This window comes from Microbacterium testaceum (genome assembly GCF_006539145.1).
Taxonomy (GTDB): Bacteria; Actinomycetota; Actinomycetes; order Actinomycetales; family Microbacteriaceae; genus Microbacterium; species Microbacterium testaceum.
Genome location: NZ_BJML01000009.1, coordinates 18731 through 41531 on the forward strand (window position 1 = coordinate 18731; position 22801 = coordinate 41531).

The window sequence follows — 22801 nt, forward strand, 5'->3', positions numbered from 1 at the left end:
GGTCCTCGGGTGGGGGACCGCCGAGATCATTTCGGAGGCGTGCTCGGTTCGGATTGCCGGTCGGGGCTTCCCGCGCGCGGGCTCAGGGGGCGCTGAGGGCCCGCACGGTCAGGCGCACGAAGAAGTAGCCGATGGCGATGTTGATGACCACCCCGATCAGATACGTGACCGAGAGGCCGTTCGTCGCCGAGATCGAAGCGAACGCCACCACGGCGGCGATGACGCCCCCGCCTCCTGCCACCGCCAGGGCCGCGAGGTGCACGTTCGGCGACGGGCGAACGGCGGCCAGCAGCCACAGCACGCTGAGCAGCCCGACTGTCACCCCGCCCGCCAGGAGGGTGGGCTCGTCCAGACCGATCCACAGGTACATGACCGCGACGACGGCGAAGATCGGCGCCAGCACGAACGCAAGAACCTGCGCGCGGCGGGCGAGCTTCTCGGGCGGAACCGGGTCGATCGAACGCGAGGCCATCTGCCCTCTTCCCCCTGCGTGGCGCGGAGTCGCCAGGCTATCCACCGGGTCCGCTCCTCGTCCAGGAGAAGGGAGGCTGTCGCCGTCAACCCCCGGGCCTTTCAGGCTTTTCTTGGCACTCGACCGGTATTTTCTCTCGCGTCGGTGTGGACTCGTGCGCCCCGCACGGGTCGCTGATCGCCGGCCAGCGAGACGACGCGGAGGCGACGACGATCAGTACCTTGACGGCACCCGCTCCTCGCGTGACGGCTCCGGCGACGGCATCCCGCCCCGCGAACCCCGCGAACCCCGCGCGCCACCTGCCCTCTCTGACAGGGCTCCGCTGGGCGACGGCAATGCTGATCTTCGGTCACCACCTCATGGCGGTCGAGTACTTCGGCGGCACCGCCGGAACCGTCTGGGCCTTCGTCTTCGAAGCCGGCAAGACCGGCGTGACGCTCTTCTTCATCCTCTCGGGCTTCGTGCTCGCCTGGGGCCACAAGCCGCAGCAGAGCGCCGGGTCGTTCTACTGGCACCGCTTCGCCCGCATCTACCCCCTGCATCTCGTCGGCGTGGGACTGGCTCTGGTCGCCGCGGCGACCCTCGTCCCCGAGATCCGGACCGCGGGACGGGCGCCCCTGGTCGCGAACGTCCTCCTCGTCAACGGCTGGGTGCCCGACTGGTGGCAGGCCGGAAACCCCGCCAGCTGGTCGCTCGTGTGCGAGGCGTTCTTCTACCTGAGCTTCCCGTTCCTCATCCGTCCGCTCGTGCGCCTCTCGAACCGCGCGCGGGGCGGCGTGGTCGTGGCATCCCTCGTGCTCGTCGCCCTGGCCCCGCAGATCGCTGCGATCTCGCCGTTGCCGATGTCGGCGGCATCCACTCCGCTGCTCCGCCTGCCCGAGTTCGTGCTGGGCGTCACCCTCGCGCTGCTCCTGAAGGGCGGAGCCTGGATGCCGTGGAAGCTGCGCTACACGCTCCCCCTCGCCGTCGTGGGCTACGCCCTGTCGGAGGCGCCACCGATCCCCGGCACCGACATCCACCCGGGGCTCGCCGCGACCGTGGGGTCGTTCGCGCTGCTCGTCGCCTCGCTCGCCGCGGCCGACGCGCACGGCGGGTCGACGTTCCTCGCCCGTCCGCTCTGGCAGGAGCTCGGACGCGTGTCGTTCGCCTTCTACCTCGTGCACCTGCTCGTGATCGCGTCGGTGTCGTCGTCGTGGCCCGACGGCCACCCGCAACTGCCGTGGCGGCACGCGCTGCTGCTCGCGCTCGCCGCCTTCTCCATCGCGCTCGCGATCGCGTGGGTGCTGCACCGGGCCGTCGAGATCCCGGCGCAGAAGTGGCTGCTGCGGTACGACCGGTCGCGGCACGTGTCCGAGGGCACGGGCGCTGCGGTCGGGGGAGAGACGCACGCCTCGGCGGCCGGTTCCCCCGCCGCCCGTTAGGCTCGCGGGATGTTCGGGGCGCATATCTTCATCCTTCTGCTCACCTGGGGCGTGGCCCTGGTCGCGATCGGCGCGGTGCTGTACTTCGCGGTGCGTCTGGCCGTGCTGCACGCGCTGAAGGCGCACACCCGCTGGGTCGAGTCCGGGCAGCGCTGACGCGGCGCCCGACCGCTCCCGAGGGCCTGCGTCGAGAACAGGCGATTCGCTGAGAACAGGCCGTTTCGCGGGGAGTCGTCCTGGTTCTGGTGGCATTGCCTGTTCTCGTGACGCGGCGGTCTGGGCCGCGACACGCCCGGCCCACCGATCGTCCAGATTCGCTTCGGTACACTTCCCTGTGCCCGAAACACAGCTGAACCCCGACCGCGATGCCGCGCGGGCGGTATCCATCGATCCGACCGAGCTCGAGATCGCGCTGCGCGTCATCGACGCCGCCTCGTCGCTCGACCCGGAAGATCCCGCGTACATCGCCCTGCGCCGCCAGACCGGAAAGCTCTATAAAGACGTCAAGCGCCAGTCGCGCAAAGAGAAGCGTCAGCGCATCGCCGAGGCCGATCGCGCGGTCGTGGCCGCGACCGCCACGGGCGCCGCCGACCGCATCGACGACGAGACGCGCGGCATCCCGCTGCAGGCCCGCACCGAGATGCCGTTCGCGGGCGAGCTGATCAAGGCGCGCGCCTGCTACATCTGCAAGCAGGACTACACGCTGGTCGACGCGTTCTACCACCAGCTCTGCCCCGACTGCGCGGCCATGAGCCACGCCAAGCGCGACGCCCGCACCGACCTCACCGGCAAGCGGGCCCTGCTCACCGGCGGCCGCGCGAAGATCGGCATGTACATCGCGCTGCGGCTGCTGCGCGACGGCGCTCACACCACCATCACCACGCGCTTCCCGCGCGATGCCGTGCGTCGCTTCTCGTCGCTGCCCGACAGCGCCGAATGGATCCACCGCCTCAAGGTCGTCGGCATCGACCTGCGCGACCCTGCCCAGGTGATCGGGTTGGCGGAGTCGGTGGCATCCGAAGGCCCTCTCGACATCCTCATCAACAACGCAGCTCAAACGGTGCGGCGGTCTCCGGGGGCGTACAAACCCCTGGTGGATGCCGAGCTCGCACCGCTCCCCGACGGACCGCTGCCCGAACTGGTCACCTTCGGCCACACGAACGACGCCCACCCGCTCGCCCTCGCGCAGTCGGTGTCGGCGCACCCCATCCTCGCGTCGGCCGCGCGCACCGCCGACGAATTGACCGCCGAGGCGATGGCCGCGGGCTCGTCGTCGCTCGAGCGTCTGGCCGCCGGCACGGCGATCGACGCGGGCGGACTCGTTCCCGACGAGGACCGCATCAACAGCTGGACGCAGCACGTCGACCAGGTCGAGCCCCTCGAGATGCTCGAGGTGCAGCTCGCCAACATGACCGCGCCGTTCCTGCTCGTCAGCCGACTGCGCCCCGCGATGGCCGCATCGACCGCGCGTCGCAAGTACATCGTCAACGTGTCGGCGATGGAGGGCGTGTTCGGCCGCGGCTACAAGGGCCCCGGCCATCCGCACACCAACATGGCCAAGGCCGCGCTGAACATGCTGACGCGCACGAGCGCGCGCGAGATGTTCGAGTCGGACGGCATCCTCATGACCGCGGTCGACACCGGCTGGATCACCGACGAGCGCCCCCACTTCACCAAGGTGCGCCTGGCCGAGGAGGGCTTCCACGCCCCGCTCGACCTCGTCGACGGCGCCGCCCGCGTGTACGACCCGATCGTGCGCGGCGAGGCCGGCGAAGACCTGTTCGGGATCTTCTTGAAGGACTACAGCAAGGGCAGCTGGTAGGCCGCCGCGGGGGTCGCCGCGGCTCGTCCCGCCCTGGCGCCTGCCGTGCCCGGCCCTGCCCCGCCCTGCCCGTTGAGTGTCCACAACACCCGGACGATTTTCGGATCCGTCCGGGTGTTGTGGACACTCAACGCGCGTTTCGGGGCGCGAAGCGCAGGGGCCTCAGGCGGGTAGGAAGTACTCGCGGGCGAGAGGCGCGATCTCGAGACCGGATGCCGTGGCGGCGGTGACCCAGCGGAGCTCGGCGATCTCGGCATCCGGGGCCGGCTTCTGGTCGCCGATGTCGACGCGGAAGACCTCGGCTACGACCTCGAAGCCCGGTTCGTTCGCCGCGCTCGCCGCGTACGAGCCGAGGGGTTCGAGCAGCGCGGGGTCGACGCGCAGGCCGACCTCTTCGGCCAGCTCCCGCGCGAGCGTCTCGGCGGGCGTCTCGCCGGCCTCGGGCTTGCCGCCGGGCTGCATGAACGCCGTCGTGCCGGCCTTGCGCACGAGCAGCAGGCGTCCGTCGGCGTCGGTGATGACCGCGGCCGAGACGTGGATACGGCGCGGGGGAGTGGCATCCGGGATCACCTCGGCACGGTAGCACCCGGGAGCCGCCCTCCCCGGCGCGGGGAGGCGGCGTGGGGGCGTGGGCGTTGAGTCGGCGTCGGCGTGGGCGTGGGCGTGAGTGTCCAAGAAACCCGGACGTTCTGCGGAATGGTCCGGGTGTTTTGGACACTCGAGAGGGGGAGTGGGCGTTGGGGGCGTGGACGTTGAGTGGGCGTGGGAGCGTGGGCGTTGAGTGTCCAAGACAGCCGGACGTTTTGCGGAATCGTCCGGGTGTTTTGGACACTCAACACTCGACGGGCGACACTCGACGGGCGCCGTGCGCCCGGCGCCGTGCGCCGGGCGACGGGCCCGCGCCTCAGAGAGCGCCGCGACGGATGCCGGTCACGATCGGCCGCGTCGAGGCCAGGGCCGCGGCGACCAGGGCGAAGCCCGCGGCGAAGGTCAGCGCGATCGTCAGCACCGACAGCGGGGCGACGATCAGGCTGATCCCGACGATCGGGAACGCGAGCATCAGGCCGAGCGCTGCGCCTCCCACGGCGGCCCACCGCAGCGGCACCATGACGGTGATGCGGCGGGCGCGGCGGAGTTCGGCATCCGGGATGCCGAGGCGGTCCAGGCCCACGATCAGCTCGCGCTCCTCGAGCACCGACGCCGCCTGCGTCACCCCCACCGCGCACGCGAGCAGCACAAAGGCGATGCCGAGGGTCACGAGCACTCCCGTGCGGATGTCGGCCATGAGCGGTCCGGCCTCACCGGCGATGTCGGCGATCGCGAGACCGCACCCGGCGACGACCGCGATGAACGACACGAGCGCCATGCCCGAGACCCGGCGCCACGCGGGTCCGGCGTGGGCGGCGAGCTCTCGGCCCGCGACGAGGGCGGCTGCCGATCGCGCGCGGCGGGCCATGGTGCGCCCGCGGGCCGCCACGATCGGCGCGCCGATGAGATTGAGCAGGGCGAGGGCTCCGGCGAACAGGCCGAGCAGCACGGCGGTCGTCACGGCCGGCCCCAGCATCGGGGCCAGGGAGCCGAAGTTCGCCACGAGGGCCACGACCCCGGCGATGAGCACCGCGCCGACGACGAACGCCGTCGTCTTCTTCGCGGGGGCCTCGCTGCGTGTGCGTACGCCGAGCGGGGTGACGGCGACCTTGCGCAGGCTCGCGGCGGCGCTCACCGCGCCGATGAGCACCACGGATGCCAGCACCCCCGCGCCCAGCAGCGGATCGACGATCACCGCACCGACGCCGACCGGTCCGCCGAAGAACGGCAGTAATCCGACCGCCGGGAGGAGCACGGCGTACAGCAGCACTCCGGTCGCTGCTCCCGCAGCGGCGATGGCGGTCGCCTCGAACACGGTCAGCGACCACAGCTCTCGCGTGCTCGCGCCGAGCAGGCGGAGGGTCGCGAGGCGATCGTTGCGGCGCCGGCTCGTCAGCCGCGCGGCCGCCGCGCCGAGGGTGACGAGGGGCACGGCGAGCAGCACCAGAGCGAGCACGGCCAGGATGCCGTAGAGCCCGCCCTCGGCCCCGGCTCGCGGATCCACCAGGAACATGCGCGCACCGCCCGCGACGACGAGCAGCAGCGCGGTGGTGACGGCGAACGCGACGACGGGGAGGGCGATCGCCGCCCGGCCCTGGCGCGCGGGGCGCGAGAGCAGACGCGCGAGGGGGAGGACGGTGCTCATCGGTTCACCTCCGTCGAGGTCGAGGTCGGTACGGACGCGGGGGCCGGCTGCACCGCAGCGGACCGCGGTGCCGAGCTCGCCGGTGACACCGATGCCGCGGCATCCATCACCGAATCCCCGACGATCCGACCGTCGCGCACCCGCACGATCCGCGAGCACCGGCGGGCGACGTCGGCATCGTGCGTGACCATGACGAGAGTGCGGCCCTGACCGGTCGTGGCGAGAAGCAGGGCGTCGAGCACGTCGGACGAGGTCGCCGAGTCGAGGGCGCCGGTGGGCTCGTCGGCGAACACGACGGGAGCCCCCGTCACCTGTGCCCGGGCGATGGCGACGCGCTGCGCCTGACCGCCCGAGAGCTGACCGATGCGACGACCCTCCATCCCCGCGAGACCGAGGGCGGCGAGCCAGACGGCGGCGTGCCGCTCGGCATCCTGTCGGCGCATGCCCGTGAGCAGCAGGGGCAGCGCCGCGTTCTCGACGGCGGTGAGTTCGGGCAGCAGCAGGTGCTCCTGGAAGACGAATCCGAGCGCCTCGCGACGTACGCGGGAGCGTTCGCTCTCGCTCAGGCCGACGAGCTCGCGCGGAGCGGCGCCGGGAGCGCTCAGGACGATCGAGCCCGCGTCGGGGGCGATGACGGCCGCGAGGCAGTGCAGCAACGTGGTCTTGCCCGAGCCCGAGGCGCCCATCACGGCGACGGACTCCCCGGCGCGGATCGTGAGCGAGACGCCGTCGAGGGCGCGCAGCTCGCCGTACTGCTTGACGAGGCCGGAGGCGGTGAGCACAGGTGAGGAGGTCATGATTCCATCTCAGCGACCGAGCGCCGCGTGATCGTCCGCCGTGGGGCGTATCCGGGTCCTCCTCGGGATCGATCTGTCATTCACTCTCCGGTGGCCGCGTTTTCACCTTTACCCGACAGACTCGGCGTCGTGATCTCCGTGAAGGTGACGGCGGCCGTGCTCGTGGCATCCGTCCTGTGGGTGCCCCTTGCTGCCGGCAGCGCCGATTCGACCGACGACTCGATGGTCATCCAGGTGCAGGTGCCCGCACGAACGGACGCCCCGGCCTCTCCCTCGCCGACGCCCACCTCGGCCGCGGTCCCGGATGCCGGCACCCCGCGCGCCGGAACGCTCCCCGCCACGGGGGTCGAGGTGGCCCTGTGGGGCGCCGCCCTGGCTGCCGCGGCCGTGGCGACCGGCGCGGTCGTGCGTGTCGCTCGACGTCGTCGTCGCGCCTAGTCGATCCAGAGCACGACGCCCCGCAGCCCCGTGAGCACGGCCGCGACCCCCGCGCGCACCGCGGCCCCCGCGCGCTCGGGCGTGAACGTCGCCGGGTCGTATGCGGCAGCGGTGCCGAGGCCCTCTCCGCGGTAGGCGGCACCGGTCCAGTCGGCGGCCGTGACGTTCTCGGTCGGCTCGGCGAGCTCGGCACCCACGATGAGGAACTGCCGGTCGAGGTGGTTCGCCGTCACGGTGGCGAGCGGGTCGACGAGCGCGTCGCCCGCACTGATGATGAGGTCGGGATTGAGGTCCATCGCGCGCACGGCCCCGTCGATCATGTCGTCGTCGGCGTGCACGACACGCAGGTCGGCGCGCGTCTCGGCGGCCCAGTCCCGCACCGCGGCGACGAGCGTCGCGGTGGGGGCGTCGTCGCCCACGGTCAGCAGCACCACGCGGTAGCCGGCGGGGGCGCTCACGCCGCTCCACGAGCCGGGGGCGGGGGTGTGCGTCGACTCGGGCGCCGGGGCCGTGGCCGGCGCGAACCCCGGGGCGGGGGACCCCACCGCCGCGGGAGCGGGGCGCATCGCCGACCATCCCTCGTCGCTCGCGCAGCCCGACAGCACAGCCGCCATCGCCGCCGCCGCCATCGCGGCCAGGACCTTTCGCTTCACCCCCTCACCCTGGACGGCGCAGGTGGCGCGCGAGAGAACGACGTCCGCACGTTTCGTTTCCGTTCTCCGCACCGCGGGCAACCGTTCACGACGAGCGCGCACCATTCCCGACGGAAAGGTGCACATGTCTGTCTCTGTTCGACGCGTCCTCTCGCGCGTCCTGTTCGTCGCCGCGGGGATTGCGGCTCTGCTCTCGATGGCTGCGTCGGCCTCGGCCCACGGCATCCTGTCGGTCGTCTACGCGCATCTCGAGAGCGGCGGGACGGGCGTCGTCCGCGCCGAGCTGCAGCTCGAGTACGACCTGCTGGTGGTGTCGGCCGCCGACGCCGAGAAGGACGACCCGCTCTACCGCACGGGGATGGCGGCGTTTCAGGGCGGCAACGCCTCCGAGCAGGCCGCCGTCCTGACCGCGCACCGCGACACGATCGCCCGCTACGTCACCGAGCGCTTCCAGATCACGGCCGCCGGAGAGGCGTGCACCCCGCGCATGGATGACGACATCTCGATGACCCAACAGGACGGCGTCCCCTACGCCGTCGTCACCCTCGACGACACCTGCCCGCCCTCGGAGAACGGCCACGAGATCACGGCGTCGCTCTTCCCCGACGCGGAGGGCTTCGTCACCGACACCAAGACGATCCTCACCTACGACCTCGACCTGCACGAGGGAAGCACGGTCCTCGATGCCGAGCACCCGTCGTTCACGACCGCGCAGTCGACCCTCGAGCGCTTCTGGGAGTTCTTCCGTCTCGGCGCCGAGCACCTGCTCACCGGGATCGACCACATCCTCTTCCTGCTCGCGCTCATCGTCGGGTCGCGGCGACTGCGCGAGATCGTGATCGCGGCGACGACGTTCACGCTCGCGCACTCGGTGACGTTCATCCTGGCCGCGACCGGGGTGATCGCCGCGCCTCCCGAGGTGGTGGAGCCGACCATCGCCCTCTCGATCGCGGTCGTCGCGGCCTGGTACCTCTGGCGCCTGCTCCGCCGCGATCAGGCCGACCAAGACCTGTCGCACGCGCACGGCTTCCTCCGCCTCGACCGCGCCGGCTGGCTCCGCGTCGCCGTGGTGTTCGTGTTCGGCCTCGTGCACGGTCTCGGCTTCGCCTCGGCGCTCGGCATCGACGAGCCCTGGTCGTGGACCCTGCTCTGGTCGCTGCTGGTGTTCAACGTGGGCATCGAGGCCGTGCAGATCGGCATCATCGTGATCGTCTTCCCGCTGCTCGTGCTGCTGCGCCGCCGGGCTCCGCGCGTGGGGATGTGGGTGAGCGCCGCGATCGCGGTCGTGGTCACCGTGGCCGGTCTCGTCTGGTTCGTGCAGCGCATTCTCGGCATCGAATGACGGGAGTTGTCGCAGCCGATGCGTGTGCTGGGTCAACAATTCACCCCGGCGTCACCTGGCGGACGGAGCGTGGAGCGAGCTCGCCATCGGCGGGCGCGCACCAGAGACCCCCACCGAAAGAAACGGACAGCCATGTTCCTCACCGCATCGACGTCGCACGGGACGCGCACGCGTCGCCGTGTCTCGTGGATCGCAACCGCCGCGGTCGGCGCGTCACTCGTCCTCACGGGCGTGGCGAGCGTCCCGGCGGCGGTGGCCGACACCCCGGCCACCCTCACCGGCATCATCCTCGGCGTCGGTGCCGACCAGTCGCAGCGCATCGTGACCTGGTACTCCTCGGCCGACACCGCCCAGACGGTGCAGCTCGCGCCCACCTCGGCGGTGACGGGCGGCCAGTTCCCGGCGTCGGCCACGACGTTCTCGGCATCCGGGACCGCCAACATCGCCTCGAGCGGAGGCTTCAACCGTCACGCGACGATCACGGGCCTCGCCGAGAACACGGCGTACTCGTACCGCGTCGGCTCCGACGGCAACTGGTCGAACACCTACTCCTTCAAGACGCAGTCGTTCGAGGGCGACTACGACTTCCTCTTCTTCGGAGACCCGCAGATCGGCTCGTCCGGCAACCTCGCGAAGGACCAGGCCGGCTGGCAGGACACGATGAACGTCGCGGTGGGCGCCAACCCCAACGCCGAGCTTCTCGTCTCGGGCGGCGACCAGGTCGAGACTGCGAACACGGAGTCGCACTGGGACTCGTTCCTCGCTCCCGACCAGCTGCGCCAGTACCCGTGGGTCGCCACGATCGGTAACCACGACGTGGGTGGCAAGGCGTACGAGCAGCACCTGTACACGCCCAACACCGACCGCTCCGGCGCCTACTACCGCAAGGGCTCGGGCAGCATCGGCACCGAGTCGGGCGGCGACTACTGGTTCATGTACAAGGACGTGCTCTACATCGACCTGAACAGCAACAGCTACGCCACCTCGCAGGGCGGCGGCGGCGACGACGCGCACATCTCGTACGTCACCGACGTCGTCAACAAGCACGGAGCGGATGCCAAGTACACGGTGCTCGTGTACCACCACGCGATCTACTCGCCGGCCGATCACGCCAAGGACGCCGACAACAAGATCCGTCGCACCGACTTCCCGACGGCGTTCTCGAAGCTCGGCGTCGACCTGGTGCTCCAGGGTCACGACCACAGCTACTCGCGCTCGTACGAGATCAAGAACGGCTCCAAGGCGAACGCCGATGAGAAGCCCGGTCAGGACGAAGTCTTCGAGGGACCCGGTGGCGTCGTCTACGTCACCGCCAACTCGGCATCCGGCTCGAAGTACTACGACATCACCTCGCCCGACAACAGCGGCACGAGCGGTGCCGGTAACGGCGCCGACCCGCTGAACCCGGCGAACTACTGGTACAACTCCGTGCAGAACCAGGAGCACGTGCGCTCGTACGTCAAGGTGCAGGTCAAGAAGGACCAGCTGATCGTCCAGAACATCCGCTCCGGAACCTGCGACGCACCCAACGCTGCGGTCGAGCTCAAGAAGGTGCTGTGGTGCGGCCCCGAGAACGGCTCGAAGCCGGCCGAGGCCGTGGGCACCATTCAGGACGAGGTGACCATCCACCCGAACCACGGCGACGGCCAGGACATCCAGGTGGATGTCCCCACCAGCGCGCCCGGTGAGTTCGGCTGGACGATCAACGGCCACAACGGCCTGGTCGACATGGGGACCGCGCAGGAGAAGAACCTGCAGTACTTCGAGGCGACCGGTCAGATCAACCCGATCACCGTGACCGACACCCGCGCGAACACGTCGCCGTGGTCGGTGTCGGCGTCGGTGGGCGACTTCGCCGACGACGGCAAGACCTTCAAGGGCTCGTTCCTCGGGTGGTCGCCGAAGGTCGTCACCGCGGGGGCCGGGGCCGTCGCCGGTGCCGCGGTGAAGTCGGGCTACGACGGCGGCGACGGTCTGTCGGTCTCGCGTCTGCTCGGTGCAGCCCCCGTGGGCCACGACCGCAGCGCCGGAGTCGTCGGTGCCGATCTCGACCTGAAGATCCCCAACACCGTCGAAAAGGGAAGCTACCGCGCGACCCTGACCCTCACCGCGCTGGCCGGCTGACCAGCGAACAGCACCGGCGGGGAGCTCTCCTCCCCGCCGGTGCCCCTCCCGAAGGACCTCCCATGACTCGACTGCCCTCCCCCTCGCGGGTCGCCGCCCTCGCTCTCGCCGCGGCGCTGATCGCCGGGGGCGCCTCCAGCGCGTCACCCGCCCTGGCCGCGACCGACGACGTGACCTGGACCGTGCGCACCGCCTCGAACGCCCTCGGCGCCGACCGCACGAACTACAGCTACGCGCTGAACCCCGGTGCCCACCTCGACGATGCCCTGGTCATCGCAAACCGCGGTGCCGAGACGGTCGAACTCGACGTCTACGCGGCCGACGGCTACACGACCTCGACGGGCGCCCTCGATCTGCGCGTCGCGAACGAGCAGCCGGTCGGCGTCGGCGCCTGGGTCACCGTGCCGCAGCGTCATGTCTCCGTTCCCGCGGGCCAGACCGTCGAGGTGCCGTTCGTCGTCGACGTCCCCTCGAACGCCACCCCCGGCGACTACGCGGGCGGGGTCGTCACCTCCCTCACGGTGGCCGACGCCTCCGCGAACGTCAACGTCGACCGTCGCCTCGGCATCCGCACCGGCATCCGCGTCGGGGGAGACCTCTCCCCGGCCCTCGCCGTCGACGATCTGCGTGTCGGGTGGGACGGCGGTTTCGTGCCGTTCCTGTTCGGCGACGCCACCGTTCACTACCGCCTGCACAACGTCGGCAACGTCTCGCTCAGCGCCGACGAGACCGACGCCGTCACCGGTCCCTTCGGCCTCGCGCGCCTCGAGTCCGCGCCCGACGCCGCCGCCCCCACGCTGCTGCCCGGGGAGAGCTGGGAGCGCGACGTGCGTGTTCCGGCGGTGGCTGCGATGGGCGTGCTCATCGCGTCGGTGTCGGCGACCCCGATCGTGACGGATGCCGCCGGCTCCATCTCGACGCTCGATCCGATCGAGGTCTCGACCTTCGGCTGGGCTGTTCCCTGGCCGCTGCTGCTCCTGGTCGTGCTGGTCGTCGCGGGGGCGGTGTTCGGGCCGCGCCTGCTGCGCGAGCGACGTCGTCGCGCGCAGCAGGCGGAGGACGCGCGCGTGGCCGAGGCCGTCGAGCGCACGCTGGCCGAGAAGGATCGTCAGCTCGTCGAGTGAGCGGCGTGGCTGCCGGTGTCGCCGATCATCGAGATCGGCGAGCGGAGGCGGTCCGCAGAACGTGCAGAGGGACCGAGCCGTGCGGCCCGGTCCCTCTGCACATTCGAGCGTGATTCAGGAGCAGGTGTACGTCACCCCGTCGACGTAGTGCTGCCCCGGACCCAGGTCGCCGCACGCGGCGAAGATCCCCGCGAAGACGCTGACGAGGATGATGGCGACAACGATGCCCACGACGACGAGAACAGCACCGACGATGATGCCGATCAGCGCGGGGGTGTTCTTGTACCCGGCCTTCTTCGACTGGACGAGAGCGACGATCGAGATGATCAGGCCGATCAGGTTGAACGGGAAGGCGACGATCAGGCCGATGATTCCGAGCGTCTTGCCCGGGTAGGTCGTTCCGGCGGGTGCGGGCTGCGTGGTCACGATGTTCTCCTCTGGTGTCGGAAACGATGCCCTCGGATCGCGGCCGTCGGCAGGACCCGGGCCGCGCGAGGGATCGTCGAGAGGCTATCGCCCTTGCTCCTCGGCCGTGTGCGGTCGCTCGTGATCGGCCTCCCGACCGATGAACGCGGATGCCAGCACCTCCACGACGTCGTCGAGGACTCGCTCGTCGTGGCTGCTCAACCACCACTCGACCAACCCGTCGACACTCGCGCGCAGGGCCGCCGCGACGACCGGCGTGGGGGTGGTCAGAGCGCGCCCCGTCATGCGCGACCACCGCTCGATGCTCTCGGCGATGGCCCGGGTGCTCGCGGCGATCTCGCTCTGCGCCGCCGCGCGGAGCTGGGGATGAGCGCGGGCGGATGCCGTGAGCTCGCTCACCACGCGGTACTCGCTCTCGTGGCGGCGAAGATCGCGAGCCAGGCCGTGCAGCGAGAGACGCACCGACTCGGCGAAGTCGTCGAGGGGGAGGTCGCCGGCCCAGACCGCGTCGAGCGCGCGCTGCGAGGCCCGGTGGAGCACGGCCTCGACGAGGGCGGTTTTGGATCCGAAGGCGTAGGTGACCACGCGGTGCGCGACGTCGGCGCGCTCGGCCACACGCCGCAGGCTGAGGGCAGCCACCCCTGATTCGGCGACGACCGAGAGCGCGGCGTCGAGCAGGCGCTCTCGGCGCTCCTCGAGAGGGAGGTAGTCACGGGTGGGAGCCTCGGGGTTCACGGCGTTCTCCAAGTGATCGGGCCGGTCGAGTCTCGCATACTAAATATATCCACTTGGACCAATTGGAGGATGCGATGACCGAACTGCACATCACCCCCGCCCGCGAGGCCGACCTCCCCGCCGCCGCGGCTGTGCTCGCGCGCGCCTTCCGCGACGACCCCGTGATGGCCGCGATCCTGCCCGGAAGCCGCCGCCTCGAGCGGCTCACGACCCTGTTCACCGCCATGCTCCGCGGTGCCGCCTTCGAAACCGGCAGCGTCGACCTCGCGCGCCGCGCCGACCGCGACGAGATCCTGGGTGTCGCCGCGTGGGAGGGCCCCGGCGCGGCATCCCTCCCGTGGCGGCGGCTCCCCGAGTATCTGGCAGCGCTCGGCCTCCCGGGCCTCGTCCGCGCTGCCGTCCTGTCGTCGCGCCTGGCGCGCCACCGCCCCCGATCGCCGCACTGGTACCTCGCGCAGATCGGCGTCTCGCCCGCCGCACGCGGGCTCGGTGTCGGCGGTGCGCTGCTGCGCTCCCGGCTCGACACTCTCGACGTCACGCGCGCGACCGCCTACCTCGAATCGTCGACTCCCGACAACCGTCGCCTGTACAGCCGTCTCGGTTTCGAAGAGATCGCCCCGATCCGCGGCATCCGCGGGGCCACTCCGACGGCCATGCTGCGACCGCCCGCTCCCGCCCGGCACGCGGTGCCCGCGCGAGGGGTATGACGGTCGGCCGGAAGCGTCTCGACATCGAGCGTCCACAAAGTCCGCTCAGGCGCCGAGGAATAGACTGGGCGACATCGACACCGTCTCTCCGGGACCCTCCGTGACCACTCCTTCTTCCGAGCGAGCCTTCGACGTTCGCCACGTGCAGCTTGCGCGCGCCCTTTTCGCGGCGCTCGCCGCCGTGATGGTCACGTTCTCGTCCGACCATTCCGCGCCCCTCGGGCTCGGCGTGTTCAGCGGATTCGCCCTTGCGACCGGACTCGTCTTCGCACTGTCGGTGTGGCTCGTCCACCCGCGGGGTGAGCGCCTGACGCCCGCCCTGCTCGCGGTCGTCTCTCTCGTCGCGGGCATGGTCGGCAGCGTCGGCAGCTGGCGCACGACGGGCGTGTTCTTCGGGGTCGTCATCGCCTGGGCGCTGCTCTCGGGCGCCGTCGAGCTGGTCGGCGCCCTGCGCCAACGAAAGACGGTCGGGGCCGCGGGCGCGCGCGACGGCGTGCTCATCGGCATCCTGAGTCTCGTGCTCGGAGTCGTGCTGATGCTCCCGATCCAGCAGTACGCGCTCGACTACAGCATCGCCGGGGCGGGTTCGTTCACGCTGACCGGTATCACCATCGCCGTGGGACTTTTCGGCGGGTACGCGGCGGTCGTCGCCGTGTTCCTCGCGATCGCGGGCTTCTCTCCGCGCCGCCCCGAGCCCGTTCCGGCCGTACCCTCCGAGGAGGCCGCGTCATGACCGACAAGCCCACCACCCGCCGCGACCTCATGAAGCCCGTCCAGCTCCTCGGGCTGGCCTTCATCGCCGCGCTGTTCGCCGGTTTCGTCACGCTCATGTCGATGGGCTTCTTCCAGACGCGTCCGGCCGACGAGATCCAGCGTGCGTTGATCGTGGGGCTGGTCGCGGCCGGGGCGACGTTCATCGTCACTCTCGTCTCGCTCGCGCTCTTGCTGCTGGTCGTCGACCCCACCAAGGTCACCGCGACGGTGGATCGCCCGCTGCTCCTGCCGAAGGACGCAACGGATGCCACGACCCCCGGCGCCGCGACCGCGTCCGACGCTCCGCGCACCGACGACGGCCCCGCCGCTCCCCGGGCGTGAGGCCTCGGTTCCTACCGACGCGGGTCGATCATCGTCATGCCCGCGGGCGAGGCCGAGTCCATCCTGGGCAGCAGCTCCGCGGCTTCGTCGAGTCCGACGATCCGCTCGATCAGCTCCTGCGGACGGAGGGCGCCGCTCTCGATGAGCGACAGCATCTCGGGGTAGTCGACCGCGGCCATGCCGTGGCTGCCCAGCAGGTCAAGCTCCCATGCGATCACGCGCGCCATGGGCATCGGGGTCTCACCGTCGGCGGTGGGCAGCAGGCCGATCTGCACGTGCCGACCGCGACGGCGCAGGCTCAGCACGGCGTCGCGCGCCGTCTGCGAGCTGCCGACGGCGTCGACCGAGACGTGGCTGCCGCCGCCGGTGAGCTCGTGCACGGCGGCGGCGATGTCGGAACCGTCGGCGACCAGCGTGTGCTCGGCGCCGAGGCGGCGAGCGGCGTCGAGGGCCGCGGGGGTGCGATCGACCGCGATGACGCGAGCGCCGAGGGCGGCCCCGATCATCACGGCGCTGAGGCCCACCCCGCCCGCGCCGACCACGGTGATCCACTCACCGGCCTTCACCCCCGCACGACTCGTCAGGGCGCGGTAGGCGGTGGCGAAGCGGCAGCCCAGGGCCGCGGCCGCCTCGAACGACACGTCATCGGGGATGCGCACGACGTTGGTGTCGGCCGCGCGCAGCACCACGTGTTCGGCGAAGCTGCCCCACTGGGTGAAGCCCGGCTGCTGCTGGTCGGGGCACACCTGGGCGTTACCGCCGAGGCACCACTCGCACGCCCCGCACCCCATGACGAAGGGCACGGTGACGCGGTCGCCCACGCTCCAGCGCTGAACACCCGCCCCGACCTCGACGATCACGCCGGCCAGCTCGTGGCCCGGAACATGGGGGAGCGCGACGTCATCGTGCCCGACCCACGCGTGCCAGTCGCTCTTGCACAGGCCTGTCGCGTGCACCTCGACCACGACCCCGCCCGCGGGAGCGGACGGCGCCTCGACCTCGCGCACCTCGAGGGCTTCGGCCAGGGCATCCATGATCATCGCGCGCATGGCATCCATTCTCCCGCGTGCGCTCGGCGCTCCCGCGCTCCGCGCGGTCGCTTATCTCGGGGTGAGTCGTCGCGCGGCGGGCGGTGACGCCGCGTTCGCCCGTTGAGTGTCCAGAACACCCGGACGTTCCGAAATTTCGTCCGGGTGTTTTGGACACTCGCGAGGTGCGCGGCGCGGGAACGCGCGCACGCGGTCAGGCGCGGCGGCGGCGTGCCCCGAGCAGCGCGGCGCCGAGACCCGCGAGGACCAGGGCCAGGATGCCGAGAACCACGGGCGTCTCCGAGCCGGTGATGGCGAGACCACCGGCGGTGCCGCCGCTCGAGCTCCCCGATCCGCCGACCATTCCGGCGGGAGCGCCGGGAGCACCGGGCGTGCCGGAGCCCGTCCCGGGACCGTCGCCGTCGCCCGGGGCGGTGCCCGCAACGACGGTGACGGTGGCCGACTGCGCATGCTCGACGTTGCCCGCGACGTCGGTGGAGCGGAACCGCACGACGTGATCGCCGGCGCCGGTCAGCGCGACGCTCGAACCGGCGGTCCACGTCGTTCCGTCGAGCGAGTACTCGGTCAGGGCGACGCCGGAGGTGGCATCCGTCGCCGTGAACACCACCGTGGCTTCGGCGGGGGCCAGCGCCTGGAACACCGCTGCCGGCCGCATCATGCGCAGCAGGGTCGAAGGTTTCGCAACCCTGGCCTCGGTGGTCGGGGCGGCGGTGTCGATGCGGACGGGCAGCGACCCCGCGACCTCGGGCACTTCGGCGCCGTTCCACAGCGCGCGGTAGTCGACGCGGTGGTCTCCGTCGGCGGTGATGTCGAAGGTCGTTCCCGTCTGCCACGCCCCGCCGTCGATGCGGTACTGCACCTCGACGTCGGTGTTGCTGTCGTGCGAGAGCGAGATCGGTCCGGGAGCGGCGGTGTACCAGCCGTCGGCATTCGGCTGTGTCGGCAGGAGCGGCTCGATGTGCGCGATGCCGCCCGCCTCGGGCACGAAGATCTCGGGGATCTTCAGGTACGACCCGGGCGTCGAGAAGGTCAGCCGCAGCCCGGTGGCGAGGAGCTTCGGGAACGACAACGTCGTCTCGCTGCCGTTCGTCACGGTCGGGGTGTCCCCCGTCAGCGGCAGGGGCTTCCACTCGTTCCCGTGGTCGTCCCTGTACTCGAGAGAGACGCCCGCGATGGTGCCTTCGGTGTTCGTGAAGCGCACCTCGTTCAGGCGGTGGATCTCGGAGGTCTCGATCGTGAAGGTCGCGGAGTCCTGGTAGCCGGTGTCGGTCCAGGTCGACCACGCCGTGCCGACCCGGCCGTCGCATGCGTTGGAGGCGGGCATCGTGGCCCACTTCGTCTGGTGGAAGGATGCCGACACCGAGGCGTCACCGCCGCGACACACGTTCGCCGCCGAGGCGTTGCCCCACACGTCGACCTCGGCGATCGACTGCCAGGTGTTCGCCTGGCTCGTCAACCGCAGGCGCAGAGCGCTGGTGGCCGGGAGCGTCTTGGCGTCGATCACGGCCACGGGGGCCGGGGTGCTGGCATCCTGAGCGAGGGTCGCCTCGACCGCGGTGTCTCTCCATGCGCCGGTCGCGTCGCGGTACTGCACCTGGATGCGGGAGGGCCAGGTCGCGGTCGCCCCGTCCTTGTAGGTGTGCACGACGATGGAGTCGAAGGTGCGGTCGGTGCCCCAGTCGAACTGCAGCCAGCTGTCGCGCGGATAGCCGTTGCCGGTCCAGTCGTCCCAGCCCTTGGCCGTGGCATTGCCGTCGGTGAGGGTGGCGACGAGGTCGTTGCGGCTCGACGCGGTGACGGTCGCCTCGGGGGCGATGTCGGCGATGCCGGGTTCGGCCACGGTGATCGTGCGCTGGAACGAGCGGCCGGCGGTGAAGTCGGCGTCGGCGGCGAGGGTGCCGGTGATCGTCTGCGGGCCGAGCACGCTCGTGTCGATCGACGACCAGGTGACGGCGACCGGGGCGGTGCCGGCGGACGTGTCGACGGGGACGCTCGTCGGCAGCTGCGGTGCGGCGCCGCGGCGGACGGTTTCGGGGAGACCGGTGGTCACGGCCTTCCACGTGCCGTGGCCGAAGCCCTTGTCGTCCCAGTACGAGGCGTCCCACCCCGTGCCGTAGCGGGCGGGGTCTTCGGCGGCGGGGTTGTGCATCTCGAGGCGCCCGTTCTCGCCCACCGTGAGCGGGAGCCACACGTAGGTCGAGTCGGACTTGCCCTCGTTCCAACGGTCGCCCATGTAGACGAACTTCCCGGGTTCGAGCTCGAAGACGTTGGTGGTCTGCGAGCCGAACGTCGAGCGGCGCACGTCGCCGATCGAGAGCAGGCCGTCGCCCCCATCGGGGATGGCGTTGTACGACACGGTCTCGTTCGCGTCGTCCTTGTCGACGCCACGGATCCACGTGCCCATGAGGTCGCCCGCGGTGTAGTACGTCTGCGGGTTGGGCGCCCAGCCGGTCGCCCCGGAAGTGACGACGCTGTACGTGCCGTCGCGCTCGAAGATCGCAGGGGCCTCGAGATGGCCGCACTCCTTGACGATCTGGAAGTCCTTGCCGCGCTCGGGTGCGGCCGAGGAGCCGTCGTCGAAGATGTACGGGAACCGTCCGTCCTCCGAGTACTGGCGGACGTTCAAGGTGTCGCGGTCGGTGGTGTGGGTGACGTTCGTGTAGCTGTCGTCGAGCTCCGCGACGTAGAGGCTGTAGTTCTCCTCCGACGAGTACGAGATGTAGGCCGTGCCGTCGTCGTCCTGGAACACCGTCATGTCGCGTGCCTGGCCGGGAACGGCGTACTGAGTGCAGGCCTGATAGTCCGTGCGGTTGGGCATGCGGAAGGCGCCCGTCATGCGGAACGGCCCCGCGGGGGAGTCCGACACGGCCACCGCGGCCATCGACCGGGCGTAGGTGCTGCCGCCGGGTTCGGTGCGCCCGTCGGCGTGCCACCACATGACCCACTTTCCGGTCTTGGCGTTGTGCAGCACCTTGGGGCGCTCGAAGATCGCGGTGTAGTCCGAGTTCTGCGTCGAGTTGAGGTGGTAGGCCAGGGCATCGATCTTCTCGGTGCGCGGCTGGCCGTTCTCGTCGACGGTGTCGTAGAGGTCCTCGAAGTAGGGCGTGAGCAGGTCGTCGCGCGTCGAGATGCTGCGCAGCGCGTCTCCGAGGTTCGTCCAGTTCTTGGCATCCGTCGATCGGTAGACCGCGACACCGGGGCTGTTCCAGTAGCCGTTCGTGCGGTCTTCGCCGTACCAGTAGTAGACGGTCTGGCCGTTCTCGGTGGTGGTGACGATCTGGCCGCCGTGCGCCTGGATGTGCCGGCCGTCGGTGTCGAACCACTTCGGCTGGAAGTAGTCGGCGGCTCCGAGACCGGGATCGGCGAGCGGCTGGAAGTTCGTGTACGTGACGGGCGGGTCGACCCGCGGAACGCCGTCGTTCGGGTCGGTCGGAACGCCGGTGGCGGCGTTCGCCGTGAGGGGGAATGCCAGAGCTCCGGCGAGCAGGGCGGCCATGGCGGTGGCCAGCAAGCGGGGGATGAGCGGGCGTCGAGGCGTCATCGCGTCTGTTCCGTTCTGCGCCGCGACGGTGCGGCGCATGGCGACCCAAGGGTCGCGGTGGGGGATGTTGACGTCAACACTATGGGTCGGCGGTGCGCGGCGTCCAGGGGGAGTTTTCTCTGACACGGGCCGGGGATGGGTGGTCGTCCGCCGCCCGCGCAACCCCGTCGAGTGTCCAGAACACCCGGACGTTTTCTAATTTCGTCCGGGTGTCTTGGACACTCAACAGGCCGGGGGTGACGCAACGCGACGCGACGAGCGCGGCATGGCGCGGAGCACGCGAACGCGCGCCCCGCCCACCTCACGGCGTGAGTGTCCCAGACGCGCCGTCGGCGCGGGGGACGGTGCGGGGTGCTCTGGACACGCGGCGGGAGGGCAGGGCGCGACCCCGCAACGCGTTACAGCGCGTCGACCACCTGCGACGCCAGCCCGGCGTAGGCAGCGGGCGTGAGCGCGAGCAGGCGCTCCTTCGCGGCATCGCCGATGTCGAGGCCGCGCACGAACTCGGCCAGCTCGGGCGCGCCGACGCGGCGTCCGCGCGTGAGGTCCTTGAGCAGGGCGTAGGGGTCGGTGATCTGCGAACGGCCGGCGGCGATCTCGGCGCGAACGACCGTCTGGATCGCCTCGGCGAGAACCTCCCAGTTCGTGTCGAGGTCGGCCAGCAGAACGTCCTCGGCGAGCGAGATCTCGGTGAGGCCGCGCTGCAGGTTGTCGAGCGCGAGCAGCGAGTGGCCGAAGGCGACACCGATGTTGCGCTGCGTCGTGGAGTCGGTGAGGTCGCGCTGCATGCGGCTCGTCACGAGAGTGGACGCCAGAGTGCCGAACAACCCGCCCGCGATCTCGAGGTTCGCTTCGGCGTTCTCGAACCGGATCGGGTTGATCTTGTGCGGCATGGTCGACGACCCGGTGGCCCCCGCGACGGGAATCTGGGTGAAGTATCCGAGCGAGATGTACGTCCAGATGTCTGTGGCGAGGTTGTGCAGGATGCCGCCGGCGTGGCGCGCCCGGTCGTAGAGCTCGACCTGCCAGTCGTGCGACTCGATCTGGGTGGTGACCGGGTTGAAGCCCAGGCCCAGCGACTCGATGAACGCGCGCGTCAGCGCCGGCCAGTCGACATCGGGCTCGGCGGCGACGTGCGCCGACCAGGTTCCGGTGGCTCCCGAGAATTTCGCGAGGTACTCTCCGGCATCCAGCTGGCGGATGACGCGCTCGAGGCGCCACGCGAACACCCCGATCTCTTTGCCCATGGTGGTGGGCGTGGCGGGCTGGCCGTGCGTGCGAGAGAGCATGGCTGCGTCGCGGTGCTGCGTCGCGAGCTCGGCGAGGGCGGCCGTGACCGAGCGGAGCTTGGGCAGCCACACGCGCTCGACCGCGCGCTGCACGGTGAGGGCGTAGGCGGTGGAGTTGATGTCCTCGCTCGTGCAGGCGAAGTGCGTGAGCTCGGCGAGGGCGGTGAGACCGAGGGCGTCGAGGCGGTCGCGCACGAGGTACTCGACGGCCTTCACATCGTGGCGGGTGACCGCCTCTTTCTCTTTGAGCCAGGCGATTTCGTCGGCGCCGAACTCCTCGTACAGCGCGCGCAGGCGGGCCCGGTCATCGTCGGAGACGGGTGCGGTGCCGAACAGCGAGCGATCGGTCAGGGCGAGCAGCCATTCGACCTCTACCTCGACGCGGGCACGGTTGAGCCCGGCCTCCGACAGGTAGTCGCCGAGTTCTGCGACGGTGGCGAAGTAGCGGCCGTCGAGCGGGCTGAGGGGCTGCGGGGGCAGAGAGGACACGGGTCTCCCGGGGATCGCGCGAACGGGTCAGCCCGCGGAACGGATGGCGGGCTCGAGCTGTCGGAACAGGGCCCTGCTGGCGCGTTCGATCATACCGAGCACCTCGTCGAACATCGGGGGCCCGGCGTAGTACGGGTCGGGGACGTCGAGGGTCTCGGCATCCGGAAGGAAGGACTGCAGCAACGCGATCTTGTCGGCGTCGTCGTCGTGTCGAGCCCAGCCGCGGAGCACACGCTCGTGGCTGCGGTCGAGGGCGACCACGAGGTCGTTGCGTTCGAAGTCGGTGTACTGGAACTGCCGGGCACGGTGCGACGAGCCGTCGTAGCCCAGTCGGTCGAGGGCGGCGAGGGTGCGGTGGTCGGCGCGTTCACCGACGTGCCAGTCGCCGGTGCCGGCCGAACTCGATGCGACGTGCGCTCCGAGGCCGGACGTGTGGATCATGCGGCGGAACACCACGTCGGCCATGGGTGAGCGGCAGATGTTGCCGCTGCATACGAACACGACGCGGAACGGCGCGTCGGGGGTCGTCGTCATCCCTCCATCATGGCGGTGATGCACCCCCAGCGCATCAGCGTCGTTCGCGTTCTTCGCGGCGCGGCCGGAACACGCCGCCGAGCACGGCGTTGATGATGCCGATCAGCAGCGCCGCGACGACCGTGAGCCAGAACTCGCCCGTGCGCAGTCCCCAGTCCCAGTTCTCGGTGATGATCGCCGTCAGCCACAGCAGGAAGCCGTTGATGATGAGCGAGATGAGCCCGAGCGTGAGGATGTAGAGCGGGATCGCGACGACCTTCACCACGGTGCCGATGATCGTGTTCACCAGGGCGAAGATCAGCCCCACCACCACGAGCGTGAGCAGCACCTGGAACCACTCGCCCGGTGCGAACGGGATGAGCCGCACCTGCAGGGCGGGCAGCAGGGTGACGATCCAGATGGCGAAGGCGTTGACGGCGACGCGGACGACGAAGCGCATGCCCCCATCGTGGCACGCAGTCGGTGCAGCACCACGGGCTTGTGGAGAGCTCGCGGTCCTCTCCACCGTGG

Annotated in this window: 22 protein-coding genes; 10 read left to right on the top strand and 12 right to left on the bottom strand. The window is 70.8% G+C overall.

Going from position 1 to position 22801, the window contains the following annotated elements; all coding sequences use genetic code 11:
- Positions 1 to 82: 82 nt before the first annotated feature.
- Complete coding sequence (locus MTE01_RS13010; protein ID WP_141377962.1) at positions 83 to 472, bottom strand: hypothetical protein; 390 nt, start codon at positions 470 to 472, stop codon at positions 83 to 85.
- A gap of 221 nt (positions 473 to 693) precedes the next feature.
- Here MTE01_RS13010 and MTE01_RS13015 point away from each other — a divergent pair, with 221 nt between their 5' ends.
- From MTE01_RS13015 to MTE01_RS13020, 3 genes are all read left to right on the top strand, one after another.
- On the top strand, positions 694 to 1893 hold the full coding sequence (locus MTE01_RS13015; RefSeq protein ID WP_141377963.1) for an acyltransferase family protein: 1200 nt from the start codon (positions 694 to 696) through the stop codon (positions 1891 to 1893).
- Positions 1894 to 1902: 9 nt separating this feature from the next.
- Positions 1903 to 2049 (top strand): hypothetical protein, encoded by a 147-nt coding sequence (locus tag MTE01_RS17115; RefSeq protein WP_170210699.1) that lies wholly within the window; start codon positions 1903 to 1905, stop codon positions 2047 to 2049.
- Positions 2050 to 2227: 178 nt separating this feature from the next.
- Positions 2228 to 3715 carry an SDR family NAD(P)-dependent oxidoreductase gene (locus tag MTE01_RS13020; protein ID WP_174799696.1) on the top strand — a complete coding sequence of 496 codons (1488 nt, stop codon included), beginning with the start codon at positions 2228 to 2230 and terminating at the stop codon, positions 3713 to 3715.
- A gap of 162 nt (positions 3716 to 3877) precedes the next feature.
- Here the strand turns inward: MTE01_RS13020 and MTE01_RS13025 are convergent, their stop codons facing one another.
- The 3 genes from MTE01_RS13025 to MTE01_RS13035 form a co-directional block, all read right to left on the bottom strand.
- Positions 3878 to 4285 carry an NUDIX hydrolase gene (locus tag MTE01_RS13025; RefSeq protein ID WP_103207663.1) on the bottom strand — a complete coding sequence of 136 codons (408 nt, stop codon included), beginning with the start codon at positions 4283 to 4285 and terminating at the stop codon, positions 3878 to 3880.
- Positions 4286 to 4619: 334 nt separating this feature from the next.
- Positions 4620 to 5948, bottom strand: a complete 1329-nt coding sequence (locus MTE01_RS13030) for an FtsX-like permease family protein (protein WP_141377966.1) — start codon at positions 5946 to 5948, stop codon at positions 4620 to 4622.
- Entirely contained in the window at positions 5945 to 6745 is an 801-nt protein-coding gene (locus MTE01_RS13035; protein ID WP_141377968.1) for an ABC transporter ATP-binding protein, read from the bottom strand. Before MTE01_RS13035 ends, MTE01_RS13030 begins: the two co-directional genes overlap by 4 nt.
- Before the next feature lie 129 nt (positions 6746 to 6874).
- Between MTE01_RS13035 and MTE01_RS13040 the strand changes: the two genes are divergently transcribed.
- Positions 6875 to 7183, top strand: a complete 309-nt coding sequence (locus tag MTE01_RS13040; RefSeq protein ID WP_103207669.1) for an LPXTG cell wall anchor domain-containing protein — start codon at positions 6875 to 6877, stop codon at positions 7181 to 7183.
- Here the strand turns inward: MTE01_RS13040 and MTE01_RS13045 are convergent.
- Complete coding sequence (locus MTE01_RS13045) at positions 7180 to 7836, bottom strand: type 1 periplasmic-binding domain-containing protein (protein WP_170210700.1); 657 nt, start codon at positions 7834 to 7836, stop codon at positions 7180 to 7182. The genes MTE01_RS13040 and MTE01_RS13045 overlap by 4 nt on opposite strands.
- Positions 7837 to 7960: 124 nt before the next feature.
- On the opposite strand from MTE01_RS13045, the gene MTE01_RS13050 reads away from it, so the two are divergent.
- The 3 genes from MTE01_RS13050 (at position 7961) to MTE01_RS13060 (ending at position 12426) form a co-directional block, all read left to right on the top strand.
- On the top strand, positions 7961 to 9178 hold the full coding sequence (locus MTE01_RS13050; protein ID WP_141377971.1) for a HupE/UreJ family protein: 1218 nt from the start codon (positions 7961 to 7963) through the stop codon (positions 9176 to 9178).
- Positions 9179 to 9310: 132 nt separating this feature from the next.
- Entirely contained in the window at positions 9311 to 11302 is a 1992-nt protein-coding gene (locus MTE01_RS13055) for a purple acid phosphatase family protein (protein WP_141377973.1), read from the top strand.
- Between the two features lie 62 nt (positions 11303 to 11364).
- Positions 11365 to 12426, top strand: coding sequence for a WxL protein peptidoglycan domain-containing protein (locus MTE01_RS13060; RefSeq protein WP_103207675.1), 1062 nt, complete (start codon positions 11365 to 11367; stop codon positions 12424 to 12426).
- A 114-nt stretch (positions 12427 to 12540) separates the two neighbouring features.
- Here MTE01_RS13060 and MTE01_RS13065 read toward each other — a convergent pair whose 3' ends face one another.
- Positions 12541 to 12852, bottom strand: coding sequence for a hypothetical protein (locus MTE01_RS13065; protein ID WP_103207677.1), 312 nt, complete (start codon positions 12850 to 12852; stop codon positions 12541 to 12543).
- A gap of 84 nt (positions 12853 to 12936) precedes the next feature.
- A complete protein-coding gene (locus MTE01_RS13070; protein WP_170210701.1) occupies positions 12937 to 13587 on the bottom strand; it encodes a TetR/AcrR family transcriptional regulator in 651 nt (216 codons plus the stop codon).
- A gap of 74 nt (positions 13588 to 13661) precedes the next feature.
- On the opposite strand from MTE01_RS13070, the gene MTE01_RS13075 reads away from it, so the two are divergent.
- The 3 genes from MTE01_RS13075 to MTE01_RS13085 all read left to right on the top strand — a co-directional run bounded on the left by MTE01_RS13075 (position 13662) and on the right by MTE01_RS13085 (position 15389).
- Positions 13662 to 14294 carry a GNAT family N-acetyltransferase gene (locus MTE01_RS13075; protein WP_141377977.1) on the top strand — a complete coding sequence of 211 codons (633 nt, stop codon included), beginning with the start codon at positions 13662 to 13664 and terminating at the stop codon, positions 14292 to 14294.
- Positions 14295 to 14394: 100 nt separating this feature from the next.
- Positions 14395 to 15027 (top strand): acyl-CoA synthetase, encoded by a 633-nt coding sequence (locus tag MTE01_RS13080; protein ID WP_116239593.1) that lies wholly within the window; start codon positions 14395 to 14397, stop codon positions 15025 to 15027.
- Positions 15024 to 15389 (top strand): amino acid transporter, encoded by a 366-nt coding sequence (locus tag MTE01_RS13085; protein ID WP_141377979.1) that lies wholly within the window; start codon positions 15024 to 15026, stop codon positions 15387 to 15389. The genes MTE01_RS13080 and MTE01_RS13085 overlap by 4 nt, the downstream gene beginning before the upstream one ends.
- An 11-nt stretch (positions 15390 to 15400) precedes the next feature.
- Here the strand turns inward: MTE01_RS13085 and MTE01_RS13090 are convergent, their stop codons facing one another.
- The 5 genes from MTE01_RS13090 to MTE01_RS13110 all read right to left on the bottom strand — a co-directional run bounded on the left by MTE01_RS13090 (position 15401) and on the right by MTE01_RS13110 (position 22730).
- Complete coding sequence (locus MTE01_RS13090; RefSeq protein WP_103207689.1) at positions 15401 to 16438, bottom strand: zinc-dependent alcohol dehydrogenase family protein; 1038 nt, start codon at positions 16436 to 16438, stop codon at positions 15401 to 15403.
- A gap of 193 nt (positions 16439 to 16631) precedes the next feature.
- Positions 16632 to 20018, bottom strand: coding sequence for an OmpL47-type beta-barrel domain-containing protein (locus tag MTE01_RS13095; protein ID WP_246078311.1), 3387 nt, complete (start codon positions 20016 to 20018; stop codon positions 16632 to 16634).
- A gap of 359 nt (positions 20019 to 20377) precedes the next feature.
- Entirely contained in the window at positions 20378 to 21757 is a 1380-nt protein-coding gene (gene purB, locus MTE01_RS13100; RefSeq protein WP_141377980.1) for an adenylosuccinate lyase, read from the bottom strand.
- 27 nt (positions 21758 to 21784) lie between these two features.
- Complete coding sequence (locus tag MTE01_RS13105) at positions 21785 to 22291, bottom strand: low molecular weight protein-tyrosine-phosphatase (protein ID WP_103207694.1); 507 nt, start codon at positions 22289 to 22291, stop codon at positions 21785 to 21787.
- 34 nt (positions 22292 to 22325) lie between these two features.
- The gene (locus MTE01_RS13110) at positions 22326 to 22730 is read right to left on the bottom strand and encodes a phage holin family protein (protein WP_141377982.1); all 405 of its coding nucleotides are present in this window, start codon (positions 22728 to 22730) and stop codon (positions 22326 to 22328) included.
- Between the last annotated feature and the right edge of the window lie 71 nt (positions 22731 to 22801).

Excerpts from the sequence above, each read along its gene's own strand:
- MTE01_RS13075 (WP_141377977.1), top strand. The coding sequence starts at position 13,662 with ATGACCGAACTGCACATCACCCCCGCCCGCGAGGCCGACCTCCCCGCC.
- MTE01_RS13085 (WP_141377979.1), top strand. The coding sequence starts at position 15,024 with ATGACCGACAAGCCCACCACCCGCCGCGACCTCATGAAGCCCGTCCAG.
- MTE01_RS13035 (WP_141377968.1), bottom strand. The coding sequence starts at position 6,745 with ATGACCTCCTCACCTGTGCTCACCGCCTCCGGCCTCGTCAAGCAGTAC.
- MTE01_RS13110 (WP_141377982.1), bottom strand. The coding sequence starts at position 22,730 with ATGCGCTTCGTCGTCCGCGTCGCCGTCAACGCCTTCGCCATCTGGATC.
- MTE01_RS13055 (WP_141377973.1), top strand. The coding sequence starts at position 9,311 with ATGTTCCTCACCGCATCGACGTCGCACGGGACGCGCACGCGTCGCCGT.
- MTE01_RS13105 (WP_103207694.1), bottom strand. The coding sequence starts at position 22,291 with ATGACGACGACCCCCGACGCGCCGTTCCGCGTCGTGTTCGTATGCAGC.
- MTE01_RS13090 (WP_103207689.1), bottom strand. The coding sequence starts at position 16,438 with ATGCGCGCGATGATCATGGATGCCCTGGCCGAAGCCCTCGAGGTGCGC.
- MTE01_RS13050 (WP_141377971.1), top strand. The coding sequence starts at position 7,961 with ATGTCTGTCTCTGTTCGACGCGTCCTCTCGCGCGTCCTGTTCGTCGCC.
- MTE01_RS13060 (WP_103207675.1), top strand. The coding sequence starts at position 11,365 with ATGACTCGACTGCCCTCCCCCTCGCGGGTCGCCGCCCTCGCTCTCGCC.
- MTE01_RS13095 (WP_246078311.1), bottom strand. The coding sequence starts at position 20,018 with ATGCGCCGCACCGTCGCGGCGCAGAACGGAACAGACGCGATGACGCCT.
- MTE01_RS13010 (WP_141377962.1), bottom strand. The coding sequence starts at position 472 with ATGGCCTCGCGTTCGATCGACCCGGTTCCGCCCGAGAAGCTCGCCCGC.
- MTE01_RS17115 (WP_170210699.1), top strand. The coding sequence starts at position 1,903 with ATGTTCGGGGCGCATATCTTCATCCTTCTGCTCACCTGGGGCGTGGCC.
- MTE01_RS13030 (WP_141377966.1), bottom strand. The coding sequence starts at position 5,948 with ATGAGCACCGTCCTCCCCCTCGCGCGTCTGCTCTCGCGCCCCGCGCGC.